We start from the raw sequence: 20,048 nt of genomic DNA, 5'->3' as shown, positions 1-20,048 counted from the left end.
CGCGATCCGCCGGTTCGCGCGCGGGATTTCGCGCCGATCTTGCCGCCGAGCGCGGCATCGGGCAGGCTCGGAGTCACACTTTGGACGCGATCCGCCCCGTATCTAGCGCCGTGCCCGGCCGTACCGGCGGGCGCATCCCCCGCCTGTCACCCGAGTCGTCGTTTCCGCCATGATGGTCCGCCTTCCGCGTTGCCTCGCCCTTTTCGCCCTTGCCGCCGCGCTGATCGGGCCGGTCGCGCTGCGCGACGCCCATGCCCAGGCCGACAACAATTTCTTCGGCAACCTGTTCAAGCCGCCGGGCCAGGTGCGCCAGGGCACCCAGCCGCAGCCTGACGCCTTGCCGGCGGACGATCCGGGCAATGTGTCCACGCGCGTCGACCGCATCGAGAACCAGCTGCGCACGCTGACCGGCCAGATCGAGGAGCTGCAGTACCGCAACCAGCAGCTCGAACAGCAGATCAAGGCGCTGCAGAGCGAGATCGACTTCCGCAGCCCGGGCGGCGCCCCGCCGCCGGCCGCTGGGGCCGCCGTCCCGCGCGCGCCCGCCGCTGACCCTTCCGCCGGCCGGCGCACCGACGTTTTCGATCCGAACGCCCAGGCCGGCGCCCCCGGCGCGCCGCGCCCGCTCGGCACGACCGCGCCGTCCGGCGCTGTCTCCGGCGGGGCCGGCACGCCGATGGATCTCGGCCAGCTCTCCGGCCAGGTGGCGGCCGGGGGTGCGCCGGTCGGGGCGACGCAGCCCCCGACCAGCAGCCCGAAGGATCTGTTCGACCTCGCCTATGGCTATATGCTGCGCCAGGACTATGCCCAGTCCAGCCAGACCTTCGAGCAGTTCCTCAAGCTCTACCCGAACGACCGCGCCGCGCCCGACGCCTATTACTGGCTCGGCGAGACGCAGTATCAGCGCAAGACCTACAAGGAAGCGGCGCAGAATTTCCTGAAGGTCTCGACCGATTACCCCAACGCGGTGAAGGCGCCGGACGCGCTGCTGCGCCTCGGCCAGTCGCTCGCGGCCATCGGCGAGAAGGACGCCGCCTGCGCCACCTTCAACGCTGTCGGCAACAAATATCCGCGCGCCTCCACCACCATCAAGCAGGGTGTGGCGCAGGAGCAGAAGCGTGTCGGCTGCTGAGGCCGGCACCGCCTCCGATCCCGCCGGTCTCGACGCCGGCGCCCTGTGCGCCGGCTTTGCCGTCCACCCCCATGTGCTGCTCGCCGTCTCCGGCGGGCCGGATTCCACCGCGCTGATGTGGCTTGCCGCCCGCTGGCGGCAGGAGAGCGGCGCGTCGACACGGCTCTCCGTCGCCACGGTCGATCACGGGCTGCGGCCCGAATCGGCGGACGAGGCCCGCGAGGTCGGCCGCCTCGCCGTGGGGCTTGGCCTCACCCACGCGGTGCTTGATCTCCCGTCGCCCCTGCCGGGCGCGCGGCTGCAGGAGGCGGCGCGCCATGCGCGCTATGAGCGCCTTGCCGCCCATGCCCGCGCCATCGGCGCCCGCGCCATCGCGACTGCCCACACGCTGGACGACCAGGCCGAGACCGTGCTGTTCCGGCTGATGCGGGGGTCCGGCCTCACGGGCCTTGCCGGCATGGCGGGCGAGCGCGCGCTGGATGAACTCGTGCTGCTGCGCCCGCTGCTCGGCTGTCCCAAGGCGGCGCTCGTGGCGCTGTGCCGGGAGGCTGGGCTGCCCTTTGTCGAGGATCCGTCCAACCATAATCCGCGCTTTGCCCGCGCGCGGCTGCGGGCGCTGATGCCAGCGCTGGCCGCCGAGGGGCTGGACGCCGCGCGTCTCGACCGTCTCGCCGCGCGCCTGCGCCGGGCGGATGCCGCGCTGGAGGCGGCAGCCGAAGCCGCCATGGCGCGCCTCGGTGTCGCAGGGCAAGATTTCGCCTTCGACCGCGCGGGCCTGCACGACGTGCCGGAGGAAATCGCCCTGCGCCTGCTCGCCCGTGCCATCGCGGCGCGCGGGGAGGGGGGGCTGGAACTGGCGAAGCTTGAGGCGCTGCTGGCGTGGCTGCTCGCTCTGCCGGAGGGCGCGCGCGGGGCCCGTACGCTCGCCGGCGCACTGGTCCGCGTCTCGCTGAGGCGCGTATCCATCACGCGCGCGCCGGCCCGCCGGAGCCCGCCGATTCACTTTTAACGCGGAATTGCACCGGCGCAGGCGCCCGCAAGCCCCGGCCCATCTTGGCAAGGATCAATGCGGAACCTAAATTACCCTGAGATAAGGGAGGTCCGCCAGCGCCGGCGGAACCCGCGCGCCGGGTCGCACCCGACGCCGAAAGGAACGTGATGAACGCCAATATACGGAATTTCGCCCTCTGGGTGATCATCGTTCTGCTCCTTCTGGCGCTTTTCTCGCTGTTCCAGAATCCGGCGCAGCGCCAGGCGGCGAACGACATCAGCTTCTCGCAGCTGCTGAACGAGGTCGATCAGGGCCGCGTGCGTGACGTGGTGATCCAGGGCCCGGAGATTTCCGGCACCTTCACCGACGGGCGCACCTTCCAGACCTATTCGCCCAACGACCCCTCGCTGATCCAGCGCCTCTACGGCAAGGGCGTGTCGATCACCGCCAAGCCGCTGCAGGACAGCGTGCCGTGGTTCGTCAGCCTGCTGATCTCCTGGCTGCCCTTCATCGCGCTGATCGGCGTGTGGATCTTCCTCTCGCGCCAGATGCAGGGCGCGGGCGGCAAGGCCATGGGCTTCGGCAAGAGCCGCGCCAAGCTGCTGACGGAAGCGCATGGTCGGGTGACCTTCGAGGACGTCGCCGGCATCGACGAGGCCAAGAGCGACCTCACCGAGATCGTCGACTTCCTGCGCGACCCGCAGAAGTTCCAGCGTCTGGGCGGGCGCATCCCGCGCGGCGTGCTGCTGGTCGGCCCGCCCGGCACGGGTAAGACGCTGCTGGCCCGCGCCATCGCCGGCGAAGCCAATGTGCCGTTCTTCACCATCTCCGGTTCCGACTTCGTCGAAATGTTCGTCGGCGTCGGCGCCAGCCGTGTGCGCGACATGTTCGAGCAGGCGAAGAAGAATGCGCCCTGCATCATCTTCATCGACGAAATCGACGCGGTCGGCCGTCATCGCGGCGCCGGCCTCGGCGGCGGCAATGACGAGCGTGAACAGACGCTGAACCAGCTCCTCGTCGAGATGGACGGCTTCGAGGCCAATGAGGGTATCATCCTCATCGCCGCGACCAACCGCCCGGACGTGCTCGATCCGGCGCTGCTGCGTCCCGGCCGCTTCGACCGTCAGGTCATCGTGCCGAACCCGGACGTGGTCGGCCGCGAGCAGATCCTGAAGGTGCATGCCCGCAAGATCCCGGTCGCGCCGGACGTGAACCTCAAGGTCATCGCCCGCGGCACGCCCGGCTTCTCCGGCGCGGACCTTGCCAATCTCTGCAACGAAGCCGCCCTCATGGCCGCGCGCCGCAACAAGCGCATGGTCACGATGAGCGACTTCGAGGACGCCAAGGACAAGGTGATGATGGGCGCGGAACGCCGCTCGCTCGTCATGACCGAGGACGAGAAGGCGCTGACCGCCTACCACGAGGGTGGCCATGCCATCGTCGCGCTCAAGGTGCCGGCGACTGACCCGGTGCACAAGGCGACCATCATCCCGCGCGGCCGCGCCCTCGGCATGGTCATGCAGCTGCCGGAGCGCGACAAGCTCTCCATGAGCTATGAGCAGATGACCTCGCGCCTCGCCATCATGATGGGCGGGCGCGTGGCGGAAGAGCTGATCTTCGGCCACGACAAGGTCACCTCGGGCGCCGCCTCCGACATCGAGCAGGCCACCCGCCTTGCCCGCATGATGGTCACGCGCTGGGGCTTCTCGGACAAGCTCGGCCAGGTCGCCTATGGCGAGAACAATGACGAGGTGTTCCTCGGCATGTCGATGCAGCGCCAGCAGAACGTCTCCGAGGCGACGGCGCAGACCATCGACAGCGAAGTGCGCCGCCTGGTCGACGAGGGCTATGCCGAGGCGACCCGTATCCTGACCGAGAACAAGGACCAGCTTGAGATGCTGGCCCGTGGCCTCCTGGAATACGAGACGCTCTCCGGTGACGAGATCATCGGCCTGCTGGACGGCAATGCGCCGGTGCGCGACACCACGATCGAGCCGGCCAATACCCGCGCCTCGGTTGTGCCCACCGCCGGTAAGAACCGCCCGCCGCGCCCCGATGCGGGCATGGAGCCGCAGCCGCAGGCGTGAGCCTGAGCGCCGCTCTTTCCGTCGATGTCAAAGCCCCGGCCTCGTGCCGGGGCTTTTTCGTTGGTGGCCCGGCCCGTCATATCCGCTCGCGCCTGAGGGACGCCATCACCCCCGACCGTGCCCCTGTCTATGGCATTTCATGGCCGAAAATTTCGTGATGTATTCCTCTGCGTCGGGGCCGGACGGGCCCCAAATAGACTCCGGATTCCTGTTGTTGCACGTGGGCATTTGCTTTATGTAGATACCACCTTCGACCGGAATTTTGAGTATGTCTAAAGTAAGCGTCTCCTCCCCGGACAGCGGCAACCTGCTTTCGGCACTTGTTCCGCCTCTTGCTCTCGACCGCATGGGGATGAATAGTCCGGTTTTACGTATGAAGCCGGTCAATATGCATGTAGAAACGCCTGCGTGGCTGCAGCATATACCTTTCGCGTGGTGGATTGTTTCACAAGTCCGGCCGCGTCTGCTTGTCGAGCTGGGGACGCACGCCGGTAATTCCTACTTTGCCTTTTGTCTTGCCATGCGGCAGATCGGGCTGAATGGGCAGGCCTTCGCGGTCGATACTTGGCGGGGTGACGAACACGCCGGCGCTTATAATGACGAGGTGTTCGAGAAGGTCGACGCCATCAACAAGCAGCAATTCTCCTCTTTCTCCTCGCTGCTGCGCATGACCTTCGACGACGCGCTGCCCCGCTTCAAAGACGGTTCGATCGACCTGCTGCATATTGACGGGCTGCACACCTATGAGGCGGTGCGCCACGACTTCGAGACCTGGCGCCCGAAAATGGCCGCCGATGGTGTTGTGCTGTTCCATGACACGGCGGAATATGGCCGCGACTTCGGCGTGCACCGCCTTTTCGCCGAACTGGCGCGCGATTACCCGCATTTCGAGTTCAAGCACAGCCACGGCCTTGGCGTTCTCAGCATGTCGCCCCGGCCGCGTGGCGATCTCGGTCTGATGCTGCGTCCGGCAGGATGGCGCGAGAGCCCGCTGGGCTTTTTCCGCCTGCGGCGCGAGCGCAGCATTCGCCGTCACTTCCGCGACATGGGCGCGTCCCTGCGCGCCTGACGGGCATGGGGGCGCGTTTCGGCGGGCATCCTGCCTCGTTGGCGCGATGCCTGTCACCACCGCGCTTTCCGCGCCGCTATTGGCACGCGGATTGAATGATTTTCGCTACGTCACCGGGCGCCGCCGCGCCGGTGCATTCGAGCGGAGATCACGACATGACGCAGGCGACGCACCCGGTCGATGAGAGGCTGCCCTGGCCGCGCCTCGCCACGCTCGGCCTCCAGCATGTGCTGGTGATGTATGCCGGCGCGGTCGCCGTGCCGCTCATCATCGGTCGCGCGCTCAAGCTGCCGCCGGAAGACGTCGCCTTCCTCATCAGCGCCGATCTCTTCGCCTGCGGCGTCGCCACGCTGATCCAGAGCCTCGGCGCGCCCGGGCTCGGCATTCGCCTGCCGGTGATGATGGGCGTCACCTTCGCCGCCGTCGGGCCGATGCTCTCCATGGCGGCCTCTCCCGACATCGGCCTACTCGGCATTTACGGCGCGGTCATCGCCGCCGGCGCCTTCGGCATGGTGGTGGCGCCGTTCATCTCGCGCCTGCTGCCGCTGTTTCCGCCCGTCGTCACCGGCACCATCATCCTCGTTATCGGCATTTCGCTGATGCGGGTCGGCATCAACTGGGCCGGCGGCGGCGTGCCGACACATACCAAGGTGGTGGATGGGGTGGCCGGTGCCTTCCCCAACCCGAATTATGCCCAGCTCGAAGGGCTGGGCCTCGCGCTCTTCGTGCTGCTGGCCATTCTCGCGTTGACGAAATGGGGCAAGGGATTCCTTGCCAATGTCGCGGTGCTGCTCGGCATCGTCGCCGGCTGCGTGCTGGCCAGCGTGATGGGCGTGATGCATTTCGAGAAGGTGGTTGATGCGCCCTGGTTCGGGCTCGTGCTGCCCTTCCATTTCGGCGCGCCGAGCTTCCATCTCGTGCCGGTGCTGACCATGTGCCTCGTCATGATCGTGGTGATGATCGAGTCACTCGGCATGTTTCTGGCGCTGGCCGAGATGACCGGCCGGCCGGTGGACCGCACCGCGCTCACCGCCGGGCTGCGGGCCGATGGCGCAGGCACGCTGATCGGCGGCATCTTCAACACCTTCCCCTACACCTCTTTCTCGCAGAATGTCGGGCTGGTCGGGGTCACCGGCGTGCGCTCGCGCTATGTCACGGCGACCGGCGGGCTGATCATGCTGGCGCTCGGGCTGATGCCGAAAATGGCCGCGATCGTCGAGGCCGTGCCGGTGGTCGTGCTCGGCGGCGCCGGGCTGGTGATGTTCGGCATGGTGGCGGCGACCGGAGCGCGCATCCTCGCGCAGGTCGATTTCCGCACCAACCGCTTCAATCTCTACATCGTCGCGATTTCCGTCGGCTTCGGCATGATCCCGCTGGTGGCGCCGAATTTCTTCAAGAACCTGCCGCACGCCCTGCACCCGCTGCTGGAATCCGGCATCCTGCTGGCGGCGCTGGTGGCGGTGCTGCTCAACGCCTTCTTCAACGGCGTGCGCAGCGGGCAAGCCGCCGAGCGCGAGGTGGCGGCGGCCGCTGCGGCGGTCGAGCACGGCTGAGTTGCGAAAGATACGCTCACACTTTGTGAAACCCGTTGCGCTATCCTCGGTGCTAAAGGAAGGCTGAGCGAGGGCCGGTCACCGGCCCGCTCGCGGATCACCGGCCGTAGGCGCCCCAGAGGGCGGCGGCCGCACGAGGCAGACCATGGCGCGTAAATTCTTCGGCACGGACGGCATTCGCGGCCGCGCCAACGGCATCATCACCCCGGAGCTGGCGCTGCGCGTCGGCATGGCCGCCGGGCTCATCTTCCATCGTGGCGATCACCGCCATCGCGTGGTCATTGGCAAGGACACGCGGCTCTCGGGCTACATGATCGAGAACGCGCTGGTCGCCGGCTTCACCTCGGTCGGCATGGATGTGCTGCTGCTCGGCCCGATGCCGACGCCGGCGGTGGCCATGCTCACCCATTCCATGCGCGCCGATCTCGGCGTGATGATCTCCGCCTCGCACAACCCGTTCGACGATAACGGCATCAAGCTGTTCGGGCCGGATGGCTACAAGCTCTCCGACGCCATTGAGAGCCAGATCGAGGAGCTGATCACCGGCGACATGTCGGCGCGGCTCGCCCAGCCTGCCGCCATGGGGCGGGCGAAGCGGCTCGAAGGCGTGCATGCCCGCTATATCGAGTTCGCCAAGCGCACCTTGCCGCGCAACCAGTCCTTCGAGGGCATCCGCGTCGTCGTCGACTGCGCCCATGGCGCGGCCTATCGCGTGGCGCCGGAGGCCCTGTGGGAGCTCGGCTGCGAAGTGATCGCCATTGGCGACAAGCCGGATGGCTTCAACATCAACCGAGAGGTCGGCTCGACCGCGCCCGAGGCGCTTGCCGCCAAGGTGCGCGAGGTCCGCGCCGATATCGGCATCGCGCTCGATGGCGACGCCGACCGGGTGCTGATCGTCGACGAGAAGGGCCATCTGGTGGATGGCGACCAGCTCATGGCGGTGGTCGCCGAGAGCTTCAAGGAAGATGGCCGCCTGTCGCGCGACGGCATCGTGGCGACCGTCATGTCCAATCTCGGCCTTGAGCGCCACCTCGCCGGCCTCGGCCTGACGCTGGCGCGCACCCCGGTGGGCGACCGCTATGTGCTGGAGCACATGCGCGCCCATGGCTTCAATGTCGGCGGCGAGCAGTCCGGCCACATCATCCTGTCCGACTATTCGACCACGGGCGACGGACTCGTGGCGGCGCTTCAGGTGCTGGCCATGGTGGTGCGCCGGCAGCGTCCGGTGTCGGAGGTCTGCCACCGTTTCGACCCGCTGCCGCAGATCCTCAAGAATGTCCGCTACAAGAAGGGTCGGCCGCTGGAGGATGACAGCGTCATCAAGGCCATCGCCGCCGCCGAAGAGAAGCTCAACAGCCATGGCCGCCTGCTCATCCGCCCGTCGGGCACCGAGCCGGTGATCCGCGTTATGGGCGAAGGCGACGACCGCGATCTGGTGGAAGCGGTGGTGAACGACGTGGTGGAAGCGGTGGGCCTGGCGGCGGCGTGACGCCACGCCTCCCTCCGTCATCCCGGACGCCGCGTAGCGGCGAGCCGGGATCGTGCGCCGAATAGCCCTTCCTTCCCGCGCTCCCGGATACGGCCCTCGGCCGTTCCGGGATGACGATGGGGGTGGTGCTACCCATCCAGCCGGCGCAGCAGGCCGCGATAGATCTCGTCGTCGTCGCACAGGCCGGCGAGGCGGCCGAGATTGTCGACCAGCAGGATCGGCAGCTCGGTGTGGCGCTTGAGTTCGATCGCCGCCTTCAGCTTGAGATCGACCGGGGCGACGATGCAGTCCGCGTCATGCGCCAGCTTGTCGTCGATCACGCCCGCCTCGCCATCGGCGGTGGCGAGCAGGCCGGCCCGGCCATCGACATCGAGCGAGAGCGGCCGGCCCTCGCCATCCACCCGCAGCCGCACATGCCCGCCCTTGTCGAGCACCACCGAGTCGCCCTCGCGCGGCAGGCTGGCCGCCGGGCGCATCACCGCCGTGCCGCGCAGCACGTTGAGCGGGTTCATGTGCTTCACGAATTCGGCGACATAGGCGTTTGCCGGGCGCAGTAATATGTCTTCCGCCGTGCCGGCCTGCACGATGCGCCCGCCTTCCATGATGGCGATCTTGTTGCCGAGTTTCAGCGCCTCGTCGAGATCGTGGCTGACGAAGACGATGGTCTTCTGGATGCGCCGCTGCAGATCGAGCAGCTCGTCCTGCAGCTTGTCGCGGATCAGCGGGTCGAGCGCGGAGAAGGGCTCGTCCATCAGCAGGATGTCGGCATCGGTGGCGAAGGCGCGGGCGAGGCCGACGCGCTGCTGCATGCCGCCGGACAGCTCGTTGGTGTATTTCTCAGCCCAGTTGGTGAGGCCGACCATGGCGAGCTTTTCATCGACGATGCGCCGGCGCTCGGCCGGGGGCGTGCCGCGCAGCTCCAGCCCGAAGCCGACATTGTCGCGCACCGTGCGCCAGGGCAGCAGCCCGAATTGCTGGAACACCATGGAGACGGTGTTCATGCGGATGTCGCGCAGCGTGTCCTCGTCGCAGCGGGCGACGTCGATCATCGCCCCCTTGTGCTCGACCATGACGGCGCCGCGCGCCACCTCGTTGAGGCGGTTGATGGCGCGCAGGATGGTGGACTTGCCCGAGCCCGAGAGCCCCATCAGCACGCAGATCTCGCCGCGCTCGATGGAGAGGCTGACGCCGGCCGCGCCCAGCACGGCCCCGGTGAGGTTGAGGATTTCCTCGCGGGTGCGGCCCTCGTCGATCAGGCCCAGCGCGCGCTTCTGCTCGGAGCCGAAGACGATGTCGATGTTGCGGAATTCAACGGCAGCCATGGATCACCCTTTCCGGGAGCGGCGTTCGGGCCGCTTGCACACGCGGTCGAGCACGATGGCGAGCACGACGATGGCGAGCCCCGCCTCGAAACCCATGGCGATGTTCACCGAGTTCAGCGCCCGCACCACCGGCTTGCCGAGCCCGTCCGCGCCGACCAGCGCCGCGATCACCACCATGGAGAGGCTGAGCATGATGCACTGGGTGATGCCGGCCATGATGGTCGGCAGCGCATAGGGCAGCTCCACCTTGAACAGCAGCTGGGTCTTGGTGGCGCCAAACGCCTTGCCCGCCTCATAGAGCGCCGGCGGCACCGAGGAGATGCCGAGATGCGTGAGTCGGATCGGCGCGGGGATGGAGAAGATCACCGTGGAGATCAGGCCGGGCACCGCACCGAGGCCGAACAGAACCAGCGTCGGGATCAGATACACGAAGGTCGGGATGGTCTGCATCAGGTCCAGCACCGGGCGGATGGCGGTGTAGAGCCAGGGCCGGTGGGCGGCGGCGATACCGATCGGCACGCCGACCACGACGCAGACGAAGGTGGCGCAGATGACGAGGGAGAGGGTCTCCATCGTCGCCGTCCAGTAGCCGAGATTGGTGACCAGCAGCAGCGCGCCGACGATGAACACAACGAGGCCGACGGAGCGGTGCACCAGCCAGGCGCACAGCCCGAACAGCGCGATCAGCAGCAGCGGCGGCACGAAGAGCAGCGCGGCGGTGAAGCCGCCGATCAGCGCTCCCAGCACCAGCGAGATGAAGTCGAAGAAGCCCTGCCCATGCGTGGTCAGGAAGTCCACGAAATCCCGCAGCCAGAGGCCCAGCGGAATCTTGTGCTCGGTCAGCCAGTCATACATGCGCACGCTCCCGGCAGGGGATGGAAATGGCTCGGCGGTCTGGCAGCAGGTCGCTTCACGACCTTTTCGTCATCCCGGGCGGCCAAAGGCCGACCCGGGATCGCGAAATAGCGGGTGGCGATCCCGGCTCTCCGGCTTTGCCTGCGGCCGGGATGACGGATCGCGCGACGAGGAGGGCGGGGCGCTCGCAGCCCTAATGGCCCCGCCCTTGGATCGTCAGCGCTGCATGCGGCCGCCGGCGAGAACCGGCGGGCGCAGTCTCACAGACCGAGGCTCTTCTTCACCGCCGGCACGGCGGGCTTGCCGTCGATGGTGGTCACGCCGGCGAGCCAGGGCTCCCACACGGTCGGGTTGGCCTTGAGATACTTCTCCGCCGCCTTGGCCGGGTCCATGCCGTCGAGCAGGATGTAGCCCATCACCACATTCTCGGTCTCGAGCGAGAACTTCAGGTTCTTGATGAGGGTGCCGACATTCGGGCACTCGGTGACATAGCCGGCACGGGTGTTGGTGTAGATGGTGGCGCCGCCATAGTTCGGGCCGAACACGTCGTCACCGCCCGACAGGTAGCTCATCTTGTACTTGGAGTTCATCGGGTGGGGCTCCCAGCCGAGGAAGACGACGGCTTCCTTGCGCTTGGAGGCGCGCTCGACCTGCGCCAGCATGCCCTGCTCGCTGGATTCGACGAGATCGAAGCCCTTGAGCCCGAACTTGTCGTCCTTGATCATGTCGAGGATCAGCCGGTTGCCGTCATTGCCCGGCTCGATGCCATAGATCTTGCCGCCGAGCTTGTCCTTGAACTTGGCGATGTCGGCGAAGGACTTCAGGCCCTCGTCATAGAGATAGGTCGGCACGGCGAGGGTGTATTTGGCGCCCTCGAGATTCACGCCGATCACCTCGACGGTCTTGTCGTCGCGGTAGGGCTTCAGGTCGGCTTCCATGGTCGGCATCCAGTTGCCGAGGAAGACGTCGATGTCCTTGGTCTGCATCGACTTGTAGGTCACCGGCACCGAGAGCACCTGCGTCTTCGGCGTGTAGCCGAGCGCTTCCAGAATGTCGGAGGCGAGCGCGGTGGTGGCGGTGATGTCGGTCCAGCCGACATCGGCGAACCGCACGGTCTTGCACGCCGCGGGTTCGGCGGCCTGAGCCGCGTGGAAGCCCGGCGCCGCGCCGAGCGCGAGGCCGAGGGCGGCGGCGGCCAGAAGGTGGAAGCTGCGCATCGTTACTGTTCCCGTTTTCGCCTGCGTTATGCCTGGATCATGGAACCGGGCCCGCGGGACGCCAAGGCCCGCATGACCGGATTCAACAAGTCGGGGTCGCGGCGCACGCGCCGGAAAGGCGGCCGCCCTTGCCCGGACGGTACCTCAATACAAGCGACCCACACGGAGCCGGCGATGGAAAACGTCGCCGGGTACCGGCACGCGGCCTCTGGAAGGCTTCTTTTGAATGACTATTCAATACCCGGCCTGCGGCTTTGTCACGCGCAATTTTTACCCCGAACGCTGCGAAAACTGCCTGTTTTCGGGCATTTTGACGGAATTCGTCATCGCATTTGAAGTCTTGCGACGCGTGCGTTGCGATCTCGCAGTTGCGGGATGAGGAGGGTTTGCCACGGCAGGTGAGATATGTATTGTACAGCCATTCAATAAATGGACGTGCTCAGGGAGGTGTCGGTGGCGAAAGCGAATGCGCGTTCCCGCGCGGCGTCTGTCGACCTTGCCCGCGAGGCCGCTGCGGACCTTGCCGCCGGCGAGGCGGGCGGGCCGGCCTCCGACCGGCGGCGCGAGCCGGAGGATGTGCGCCGCCGCCAGCTGATCGAGGCCACCATCGATTCGCTGGCCGAGATCGGCTTCAACGCCTCGACGCTGGCGCAGATCGCCCGCCGGGCCGGCGTCTCGCCCGGCCTCGTCGCGCATTATTTCGGCGACAAGGACGGCCTCTTAGAAGCCACGCTCCGCCATCTCTCGCTTCGGCTCTACCGAGCGACGGCGCTGCGGCTGCGCGAGGCGCGTTCGGCGCGGGCGCGCGTTCAGGCGCTGATCGACGCCAATCTCGCGCCCGAGGAATTCGACCAGCGCACCTCCAGCGTCTGGCTCGCCTTCTGGGGCCAGGTGCTGCATTCCGAGCGCCTGCGCCGGGTGCAGCGGGTCTATCAGGCGCGCATGCTCGCCAATCTGCGCCATGATCTGCGGGCGCTGGTCGCCCCGCATGAGGTCCACCGCCTCGCCATCACCATCGCCGCCGTGATCGACGGCCTGTGGCTGCGCTCCTCCCTCTCCGCCGCCGGCGAGACGGATTCGGTGAGCGCCCGCCAGGTCGCGAGCGCCTTCGTCGATGCCCAGATCGCCGCCGCCACGCCGGCCGCTCCCCCTATCGGAACCGCTCCCATGACCACACCCTTTCCCCGCCACGCCAGTCACATTGCCGGGCGCTACCACCCGACCGGTGGCGCCACTTTCGAGACCCGCAACCCCGCCACGGGCGAGGTGCTTGCCGAGATCGAGATCGCCGGCGAGGCGGAGGTCGAGGCCGCCGTCGCCGCTGCCCGCACCGGGCAGAAGCGCTGGGCGGCGATGACCGGGGCCGAGCGCGGGCGCATCCTCAAGCGCGCCGCCGACCTGCTGCGCGCCCGCAACGACGAGCTCGCGCATCTGGAGACGCTCGACACCGGCAAGCCGATCCAGGAAACCATTGCCGTCGACGTGCTCTCGGGCGCCGACTGCATCGAGTATTACGCGGGCCTTGCCGCCGGCCTGTCGGGCGAGCATGTCGATCTCGGCCCCACGGCTTTCGGCTATACGCGCCGCGAGCCGCTCGGCATCTGCGCCGGCATCGGCGCGTGGAACTACCCCGTCCAGATCGCCTGCTGGAAATCGGCGCCCGCGCTCGCCTGCGGCAACGCGATGATCTTCAAGCCGGCGGAGCTCACCCCGCTCACCGCGCTGAAGCTGGCGGAGATCTATGTCGAAGCCGGCGTGCCGGAGGGCGTGTTCTCCGTTGTGCAGGGCTTCGCCGACACCGGTCGCCTGCTCACCCGCCACCCGGCTATCGCCAAGGTCTCGCTCACCGGCGAGGTCGGCACCGGCAAGAAGGTGATGGTCGATGCTGCCGGCACGCTGAAATATGTGACGCTGGAACTCGGCGGAAAATCCCCGCTCATCATCTTCGCCGATGCCGATCTCGACGACGCCGTCTCGGCCGCGCTGCTGGCGAATTTCTACTCGGCCGGCGAGGTCTGCTCCAACGGCACCCGCGTCTTCGTCGAGGAGAGCGTGCGCCCGGTCTTCCTCGACAAGCTCGTCGCCCGCGTGGAAAAAATGGTGGTCGGCGATCCGCTGGACCCGGCGACCCATGTCGGCGCGCTCATCTCGCCCGAGCACATGGAGAAAGTGCTCGGCTATATCGAGCGCGGCAAGGCGGAGGGGGCCAAGCTCCTCACCGGCGGCACGCGCGTCACCACGGGCGGGCTCGACAAGGGCGCCTTCGTCGCCCCCACCGTGTTCGATGGCTGCGCCGACGGCATGGGCATCGTCCGCGAGGAAATCTTCGGCCCGGTGATGGCGGTGCTGTCCTTCACCGACGAGGCGGAGGTGATCGCCCGCGCCAACGACACCGATTTCGGCCTCGCCGCCGGCGTGTTCACCAAAGACCTCGCCCGCGCCCACCGCGTCATCGCGCAGCTGGAGGCCGGCACCTGCTGGATCAACACCTACAACATCACGCCGATTGAGCTGCCCTTCGGCGGGTCCAAGCAGTCCGGTTTGGGCCGTGAGAACGGCAAGGCGGCGATCGAGCACTACACGCAGCTGAAGAGCGTCTACGTCAATCTCGGCCGCGTCGAGGCGCCCTACTGATGGCCGCGCCCGTGGACATGGCCGACTACATCATCATCGGCGCCGGATCGGCCGGCTGCGTGCTCGCCGACCGGCTGAGCGCCGATGGCACCAACCGCGTCGCCGTGCTCGAATTCGGCGGCTCCGACCGCTCGATCTTCATCCAGATGCCCACCGCTTTGTCCATTCCGATGAACATGGCGAAGTACAACTGGATGTATGAGAGCGAGCCTGAGCCCGGCCTTGATGGGCGGCGCATGCACTGCCCGCGCGGCAAGGTGCTCGGCGGCTCCTCCTCGATCAACGGCCTCGTCTATATGCGCGGCGCGGCGGCGGATTTCGACCGCTGGGCGAGCGAGGGCGCGGCCGGCTGGTCCTATGCCGACGTGCTCCCCTATTTCCGCCGCGCCGAGGGCCGGCGCGACGGCGGCGACGAATATCGCGGCAGCGACGGCCCGCTCGCCACCCGCTACGGCACGCTGGAAAACCCGCTGTACCGCGCCTTCATCGAGGCGGCGCAGCAGGCGGGCTACCCGGCCAGCGACGACGTGAACGGCTACCAGCAGGAAGGCTTCGGCCGGATGGACATGACGGTTAAGGACGGCGTTCGCTGGTCCGCCGCCAATGCCTATCTGAAGCCGGCTATGAAACGCCCCAATCTGCGCGTCGAAACCCATGCCCGCGTCGAGCGCATCCTGTTCGAGGGGCGCCGGGCGGTGGGCGTGCAGTGGTCGCGCGGCGGAAAGAGCCACACGCTGCGCGCCGCGCGCGAGGTCATCCTCTCCGCCGGCCCCATCGCGTCGCCGCAAATGCTGAAACTCTCCGGCATTGGCGACGCCGATGAGCTGAAGAGCCATGGCCTTGAGGTCATCTCCCATCGGCGCGGCGTCGGCGAGAACCTTCAGGACCATCTGGAAATCTATTTCCAGCAGGCCTGCACTCAGCCGGTCAGCCTTTACTCGCAGATGGGCCTCGTCGCGCGGGGCCTCATCGGCGCGAAATGGCTGCTCACCAGAAAGGGGCTCGGCGCCACCAATCATTTCGAGGCCTGCGGCTTCATCCGCTCGCGCGCCGGCATCCCCTCGCCGGACATCCAGTATCATTTCCTGCCGCTGGCCGTGACCTATGACGGGCAGGGCATGGCGAGCGAGCATGGCTATCAGGCCCATGTCGGGCCGATGCGCTCGAAAAGCCGGGGCTGGGTGCGCCTGCGCTCGGCTAATCCCGCCGACAAGCCGCGCGTGCAGTTCAACTACCTCACGCACCCGGATGATCTCGTGGAGTTCCGCGCCGCCGTGCGCCTCACCCGCGAGATCTTCAACCAGCCGGCCTTCGCGCCCTATCGCGGCCGCGAGATCCAGCCGGGGGCGGATGTCACCAGCGACGAGGCGATCGACGCCTTCCTGCGCGCGCATGTGGAGAGCGCCTATCACCCCTCCTGCTCAGCCAAGATGGGCGCGCCGTCCGACCCGATGGCGGTGGTCGACCCGAAAATGCGGGTGATCGGCGTCGAGGGGCTGCGCGTGGTGGATTCCTCCACCATGCCCTCCATCACCAACGCCAATCTCAACGCGCCGACCATCATGATGGCGGAGAAGGCGGCCGACCATATTCTCGGCCGTCCGCTGCTCGCCCCCTCCAACGCGCCGACCTACACCGCGCCGAACTGGCAGACCGCGCAGCGCTGAATCGGCGCGCTCGCGCCGACAAGCTCCGGGTTTCACACGGGTTTCACAGAGCGCGCGCCAGATGGCTTCACCTGCACAGAGGGTGAGCCATGCGCGTTTCGGTGGTGATTCCGGCCTATAATGAAGCCGGCAACATAGCCCGTCTGGTGGCGGAGGTGGGCACGGTGGTGCCGGCGGCGCTGCTCGGCGAGATCATCGTGGTCGATGACGCCAGCGACGATGCCTCGTTGGCGGAATTGCGCGCGCTGGGCGAGCCGCGCCTGCGCATTCTCTGCCATGGCCGCCGCGCCGGGCAGAGCGCGGCGCTGCGCTCCGGCATCCGCGCCGCCGCCTGCCCGGTCATCGTCACGCTGGATGGCGACGGGCAGAACGACCCGGCCGATATTCCCGCTTTGCTGCGCCGGCTCGGCAGTGCCGAAGGCGGTGCGCCCGCTCTGGTCGGCGGCATCCGGCAGAACCGCCGCGCCGCCGGCTCCCGCCGCTTCGCCTCGCGCTTCGCCAATGGGCTGCGCGGGTCTCTCCTCAAGGACGAGTGCCCGGATACGGGCTGCGGCATCAAGGCGTTCCGCCGCGCCGCCTTTCTGGAGCTGCCCTATTTCGCCACCATGCACCGCTATCTGCCGGCGCTGTTCCTGAGTTACGGCCACAAGGTGGCCTATGTGCCGGTGAATGACCGCCCGCGCCTTGCCGGCCGCTCGAAATACACCAATCTCGGGCGGGCGCTGGTCGGGCTGCATGATCTGTTCGGCGTGGTCTGGCTGCGCCGGCGCACCGTGCTGCCGCCGGTGAGCGAGGACGGGGCGGCCTTGGTGCGGCTTACGCCGTCGCGGCTGGCCGAGCCGGCGAGCGAGCCGCCGCTGGCGCATGAGGCCGGGCTGGCGGCATCCGCCGCCTCCTGAGCGATGTCCCGAGAGTACAGAGAGCGCCGGTCCGCCGGGCGGGCGTGGATCAGCCGGCTGTCGAGGGCTGGCCGGCGGGAAGCCGCGGGCCGGTGAGCCGCGCCCCGGCCTGACGCAGGCGGGCAGCGGCGGCGCCGGCGAGAAGCGCCGCCTTTTGGCGGATCGCCCCGATTCCGGCACCGAGCGCCGCCGCATGCGCCGCCCGTTGGCGGGCCCAGGCTTCGCCCAAGCTGGTCAGCTGCGCTTCCAGCACCTCGTCGCGCCACAGCGCCTCGTGGCGTACGAACATGAGATGGCGCAGCACGGCGGCGATGGTCAGCATCAGCGCGATGGAGACCGTCACGTCCGAGAGGTAATGCGCGCCGAAGGCGATGCGGTTCAGCGAGGTGGCGGCAACGAACACCGCCACCAGCGCGGTCACCTGCCAGCGCCATTCGCGCGGCACGAACAGCGCGAGCGGCAGCAGGCAGGCGACGGTGGCCGCCTCGCCCGAGCTGAAGGAGCGGTTGAAGAAGGCGTGCTCGGCCATCACCCACGCTTCCTGAAACGGGTAAGGGCCGCCGAAATCCACCGTGTTCACCGGGCGCGGCCGGCCCCACAGCGTCTTCAGCACACCGTTCACCAACAGGCCGGGGCCGAGCAGGAACAGGGCGATGAAGAAGCAGGAAAAGCGCGGCGAGACGAGGCAGGGCTTGGCCGGGTAGATGAGCTTCAGGGCGAGGCACAGCCCGAGCATCACCGGCAGGGCGACGGAAAGGTTGGAGGCGAGGTTGCGGAAGTCGATCAACCCGCGCATCCGCGCCGCGGCAAAGCCCTCGCCCGGCGTGTAGAACAGATAGGTAAAGTTGCGGTCGATTGTTGGAAAAAGATAAAAAACAGCAGAAAGCGACAGTGTCAGCACGGCGCTTGCGGCCATGGGGTGCGCTTTGCATAAGTCGCACAGGCTTTTAGGCGCCGCCTTGTTCATGTTGACCCGCCCCCGGGAACAGAAAACTACGTCACATTTTTAGAAAAGCACGGCAACGTGAAGCTGGTGTGAAGAAAAGGTGAAGATGATGCATTGCCGGCGAGGGACGCAGGGTCAGGCCGCATCCGCCGCCCGCTGCCGCCGCTCGCGCCGGATGAAGACGAGGTTGCGGACATAGATCAGCAACCCGGCCGCCTGACCGACGATGAACACCGGGTCTTGCCGGTAGAGCGCATAGGCGAGCAGCGTCACCCCGCCGCCGAGCGAGAACAGCCAGAACGCCGCCGGCACGATACTGCGCCGCGCCCGCTCGCTGGCGATCCATTGGGTGAGGAAGCGGGCCGTGAACAGCCCCTGTCCGATGAAGCCCACCACCAGCCACGGGTCGATGCGGCCGACGCTGGCGATGGCGGTGGCAAGGCCAGCGGAGAGATCGGCGGCGAGAAGGCTCATATCAGCGCGCTCATGGGGTGCCGGTGGCATAAAGGGTGAGCGCGAGCCGGCGCGTGGTGGCGAGGTTGAGGCCCTCCACCGTGGTCAGCGCCACTGGCGTCAGCCCGAGCGCCGCCGCCCGCGCGGTGAAGGCGGCCTGCTGGTTTGCCCCGACGAAGACCGCGCGGCAGCCTTGCGTATCCTTCAGGAAATCCGCCGCCTGCGCGCCGCTGCCGATCTGCGTCGTGGCGCCGAGATGAAACAGCACGCTCGCCTCGCCAAAGCCCGCCACCATCAGTCGCGGGGCGGCGCAGGGCACGAGATGGGTCGCCGCGGCGAGGCGCGGGCTGATGAAGGCGCTGTCGAGCTGCGGCAGTACCAGCCCGAAGGCCAGCCCATAGCTCGCCGCCGCCTGTACCAGCAGCACCGGCAGCGCGGCCAGTGGGCCTTGCCGGAGCGCCCGCAGCAGCGCCAGCGCGCCGATGGCGAACACCCCGAGCGCCAGTGCCAGCACCAGCGGGTCGATACGGCCCTCCAGCCCATAAAGCAGCGCCGGCACCGCCACCGCGCCGACCATCCCGCCGACGGCGGAACTCGCGGTGAGCAGCCGGCCCCAGAGCGGGGCGGGCGCGTCGCGGCGCGCCCACAGCGCCGCGCCGGTCAGCAGCGCGATGGCGGGATAGGCCGGCAGCGTGTAGTGCGGCAGCTTGGTGGCGATCAGCTCGAACACGATCCAGAAGGGCAGCCCCCAGGCGAGGCAGAAGCGTACCGCCGGCTCGGCGCGCTGGCGCCAGACCCAGGGCAGAGCGAGGATCGCCAGCGCCGCCCCGGGCCAGAAGGCGACGAGGAAGGCGGCAAGATGCGCGCCGGGCGGGGCGCCGTGGGATTCCTGGCCGGTCGCCACCTTGCCGAGTAGGTCATTGCCCACTGCCTCGTGGAAGAAGTCGGTGCCCGACTGGAGATAGATCGCGACCAGCCAGGGCAGCACCATCAGCGCCGTCACGGGCAGGCCCAGCGCGGGGCGCAGGCGCCTCAGCCAGTTCGCCCGCCGGTCGGCGATCACCAGCGCGCACGCGGTGAGGCCGGCCAGCAGCGGCACGATCGGCCCCTTGATGAGGACGGCAAGCCCCAGCGCCGCCCAGAACAGCAGGATCTCGCCCAACCCCAGCGGGTGGCGTGCCAGATAAGCCCGCGCCAGCACCATCTGCACCCCGACCGCGCAGGCGAGCTGCATCGCGTCGGTCTTGGCGAGCCGCGCCTCGCCATTGAGGATCAGCGAGGCGCCGAGCAGCGCCGCCGCGATCAGCCCGGCCTCCTCGCCGAACAGCCGCCGGCCGATCACATAGGTGCCGAGCGCCGCCAGCAGCGCGCCGATGAGGGAGGGGATGCGCAGCGCCCAGATCGGCGCCTCGCCGTGAAAGCCGAGCGCGCGCGCCGCCGCGCTTTGCAGCCAGTAAATGCCGATCGGCTTCTTGAAGCGCGTCTCCGCGCCGAGGCGCGGCACGACATAGTCGCCGCTCGCCAGCATTTGCCGCGAGGCCTGCGCGAAGCGCGCCTCGTCGCGGTCCACCACTGGCAGGGCGAAGAAGCCCGGCACGAAGCAGGCGAGCAGGAACAGCACCAGCAGCGGCAGGCGCCAGCGGGCCGGCAGCGCGAACGCCCCGGCGCTTTCTCCCGTCCCTTCGCTCAACCGATCCGTCACGCCCATGCCCCCCGTGCCGCTCACGGATGGCG

General features: G+C 68.2%; 15 protein-coding genes. 9 read left to right on the top strand and 6 right to left on the bottom strand.

The features are described 5' to 3' along the window. Nucleotides 1-169: 169 nt before the first annotated feature. The 6 genes from ybgF to glmM all read left to right on the top strand — a co-directional run bounded on the left by ybgF (nucleotide 170) and on the right by glmM (nucleotide 8,321). Nucleotides 170-1,132 (top strand): tol-pal system protein YbgF, encoded by a 963-nt coding sequence (ybgF, locus tag AncyloWKF20_RS12810; RefSeq protein WP_279314432.1) that lies wholly within the window; start codon nucleotides 170-172, stop codon nucleotides 1,130-1,132. Beyond that, entirely contained in the window at nucleotides 1,119-2,141 is a 1,023-nt protein-coding gene (gene tilS / locus AncyloWKF20_RS12805; RefSeq protein ID WP_279314431.1) for a tRNA lysidine(34) synthetase TilS, read from the top strand. The genes ybgF and tilS overlap by 14 nt, the downstream gene beginning before the upstream one ends. 149 nt (nucleotides 2,142-2,290) lie before the next feature. Beyond that, the gene (ftsH, locus tag AncyloWKF20_RS12800; RefSeq protein WP_279314430.1) at nucleotides 2,291-4,210 is read left to right on the top strand and encodes an ATP-dependent zinc metalloprotease FtsH; all 1,920 of its coding nucleotides are present in this window, start codon (nucleotides 2,291-2,293) and stop codon (nucleotides 4,208-4,210) included. 268 nt (nucleotides 4,211-4,478) lie between these two features. Continuing rightward, a complete protein-coding gene (locus AncyloWKF20_RS12795; protein ID WP_279314429.1) occupies nucleotides 4,479-5,279 on the top strand; it encodes a class I SAM-dependent methyltransferase in 801 nt (266 codons plus the stop codon). A gap of 155 nt (nucleotides 5,280-5,434) precedes the next feature. Then, the gene (locus tag AncyloWKF20_RS12790) at nucleotides 5,435-6,832 is read left to right on the top strand and encodes a nucleobase:cation symporter-2 family protein (protein WP_279314428.1); all 1,398 of its coding nucleotides are present in this window, start codon (nucleotides 5,435-5,437) and stop codon (nucleotides 6,830-6,832) included. A gap of 145 nt (nucleotides 6,833-6,977) precedes the next feature. After that, on the top strand, nucleotides 6,978-8,321 hold the full coding sequence (gene glmM / locus AncyloWKF20_RS12785) for a phosphoglucosamine mutase (RefSeq protein ID WP_279314427.1): 1,344 nt from the start codon (nucleotides 6,978-6,980) through the stop codon (nucleotides 8,319-8,321). A gap of 128 nt (nucleotides 8,322-8,449) precedes the next feature. Here the strand turns inward: glmM and choV are convergent, their stop codons facing one another. The 3 genes from choV to AncyloWKF20_RS12770 form a co-directional block, all read right to left on the bottom strand. Beyond that, entirely contained in the window at nucleotides 8,450-9,643 is a 1,194-nt protein-coding gene (choV, locus tag AncyloWKF20_RS12780; RefSeq protein WP_279314426.1) for a choline ABC transporter ATP-binding protein, read from the bottom strand. Nucleotides 9,644-9,646: 3 nt separating this feature from the next. Next, nucleotides 9,647-10,498, bottom strand: coding sequence for a choline ABC transporter permease subunit (gene choW / locus AncyloWKF20_RS12775; protein WP_279314425.1), 852 nt, complete (start codon nucleotides 10,496-10,498; stop codon nucleotides 9,647-9,649). Nucleotides 10,499-10,758: 260 nt separating this feature from the next. After that, a complete protein-coding gene (locus AncyloWKF20_RS12770; protein WP_279314424.1) occupies nucleotides 10,759-11,715 on the bottom strand; it encodes a choline ABC transporter substrate-binding protein in 957 nt (318 codons plus the stop codon). Between the two features lie 576 nt (nucleotides 11,716-12,291). On the opposite strand from AncyloWKF20_RS12770, the gene betB reads away from it, so the two are divergent. The 3 genes from betB (at nucleotide 12,292) to AncyloWKF20_RS12755 (ending at nucleotide 16,915) form a co-directional block, all read left to right on the top strand. Continuing rightward, on the top strand, nucleotides 12,292-14,349 hold the full coding sequence (gene betB / locus AncyloWKF20_RS12765; RefSeq protein WP_279317963.1) for a betaine-aldehyde dehydrogenase: 2,058 nt from the start codon (nucleotides 12,292-12,294) through the stop codon (nucleotides 14,347-14,349). Beyond that, a complete protein-coding gene (gene betA / locus AncyloWKF20_RS12760) occupies nucleotides 14,349-16,016 on the top strand; it encodes a choline dehydrogenase (protein ID WP_279314423.1) in 1,668 nt (555 codons plus the stop codon). The genes betB and betA overlap by 1 nt, the downstream gene beginning before the upstream one ends. An 89-nt stretch (nucleotides 16,017-16,105) precedes the next feature. Beyond that, a complete protein-coding gene (locus AncyloWKF20_RS12755; RefSeq protein ID WP_279314422.1) occupies nucleotides 16,106-16,915 on the top strand; it encodes a glycosyltransferase family 2 protein in 810 nt (269 codons plus the stop codon). Nucleotides 16,916-16,964: 49 nt separating this feature from the next. Here AncyloWKF20_RS12755 and AncyloWKF20_RS12750 read toward each other — a convergent pair whose 3' ends face one another. The 3 genes from AncyloWKF20_RS12750 to AncyloWKF20_RS12740 all read right to left on the bottom strand — a co-directional run bounded on the left by AncyloWKF20_RS12750 (nucleotide 16,965) and on the right by AncyloWKF20_RS12740 (nucleotide 20,040). Continuing rightward, nucleotides 16,965-17,831, bottom strand: coding sequence for a phosphatase PAP2 family protein (locus tag AncyloWKF20_RS12750; protein ID WP_279314421.1), 867 nt, complete (start codon nucleotides 17,829-17,831; stop codon nucleotides 16,965-16,967). Between the two features lie 165 nt (nucleotides 17,832-17,996). After that, a complete protein-coding gene (locus AncyloWKF20_RS12745) occupies nucleotides 17,997-18,335 on the bottom strand; it encodes a lipid-A-disaccharide synthase N-terminal domain-containing protein (protein ID WP_279314420.1) in 339 nt (112 codons plus the stop codon). 10 nt (nucleotides 18,336-18,345) lie between these two features. Continuing rightward, nucleotides 18,346-20,040 (bottom strand): glycosyltransferase family 39 protein, encoded by a 1,695-nt coding sequence (locus AncyloWKF20_RS12740; RefSeq protein WP_279314419.1) that lies wholly within the window; start codon nucleotides 20,038-20,040, stop codon nucleotides 18,346-18,348. Nucleotides 20,041-20,048 lie beyond the last annotated feature (8 nt).

Origin of the sequence: Ancylobacter sp. WKF20 (assembly GCF_029760895.1) — a bacterium.
Taxonomy (GTDB): Bacteria; Pseudomonadota; Alphaproteobacteria; order Rhizobiales; family Xanthobacteraceae; genus Ancylobacter.
Note: the sequence above shows the minus strand (reverse complement) of the source record. Positions and strands in the feature narration are given on the sequence as shown.

Coding starts and splice junctions, on each gene's coding strand:
- ybgF (WP_279314432.1), top strand. CDS start 170: ATGATGGTCCGCCTTCCGCGTTGCCTCGCCCTTTTCGCCCTTGCCGCC.
- ftsH (WP_279314430.1), top strand. CDS start 2,291: ATGAACGCCAATATACGGAATTTCGCCCTCTGGGTGATCATCGTTCTG.
- AncyloWKF20_RS12795 (WP_279314429.1), top strand. CDS start 4,479: ATGTCTAAAGTAAGCGTCTCCTCCCCGGACAGCGGCAACCTGCTTTCG.
- AncyloWKF20_RS12790 (WP_279314428.1), top strand. CDS start 5,435: ATGACGCAGGCGACGCACCCGGTCGATGAGAGGCTGCCCTGGCCGCGC.
- glmM (WP_279314427.1), top strand. CDS start 6,978: ATGGCGCGTAAATTCTTCGGCACGGACGGCATTCGCGGCCGCGCCAAC.
- choV (WP_279314426.1), bottom strand. CDS start 9,643: ATGGCTGCCGTTGAATTCCGCAACATCGACATCGTCTTCGGCTCCGAG.
- choW (WP_279314425.1), bottom strand. CDS start 10,498: ATGTATGACTGGCTGACCGAGCACAAGATTCCGCTGGGCCTCTGGCTG.
- AncyloWKF20_RS12770 (WP_279314424.1), bottom strand. CDS start 11,715: ATGCGCAGCTTCCACCTTCTGGCCGCCGCCGCCCTCGGCCTCGCGCTC.
- betA (WP_279314423.1), top strand. CDS start 14,349: ATGGCCGCGCCCGTGGACATGGCCGACTACATCATCATCGGCGCCGGA.
- AncyloWKF20_RS12755 (WP_279314422.1), top strand. CDS start 16,106: ATGCGCGTTTCGGTGGTGATTCCGGCCTATAATGAAGCCGGCAACATA.
- AncyloWKF20_RS12750 (WP_279314421.1), bottom strand. CDS start 17,831: ATGGCCGCAAGCGCCGTGCTGACACTGTCGCTTTCTGCTGTTTTTTAT.
- AncyloWKF20_RS12745 (WP_279314420.1), bottom strand. CDS start 18,335: ATGAGCCTTCTCGCCGCCGATCTCTCCGCTGGCCTTGCCACCGCCATC.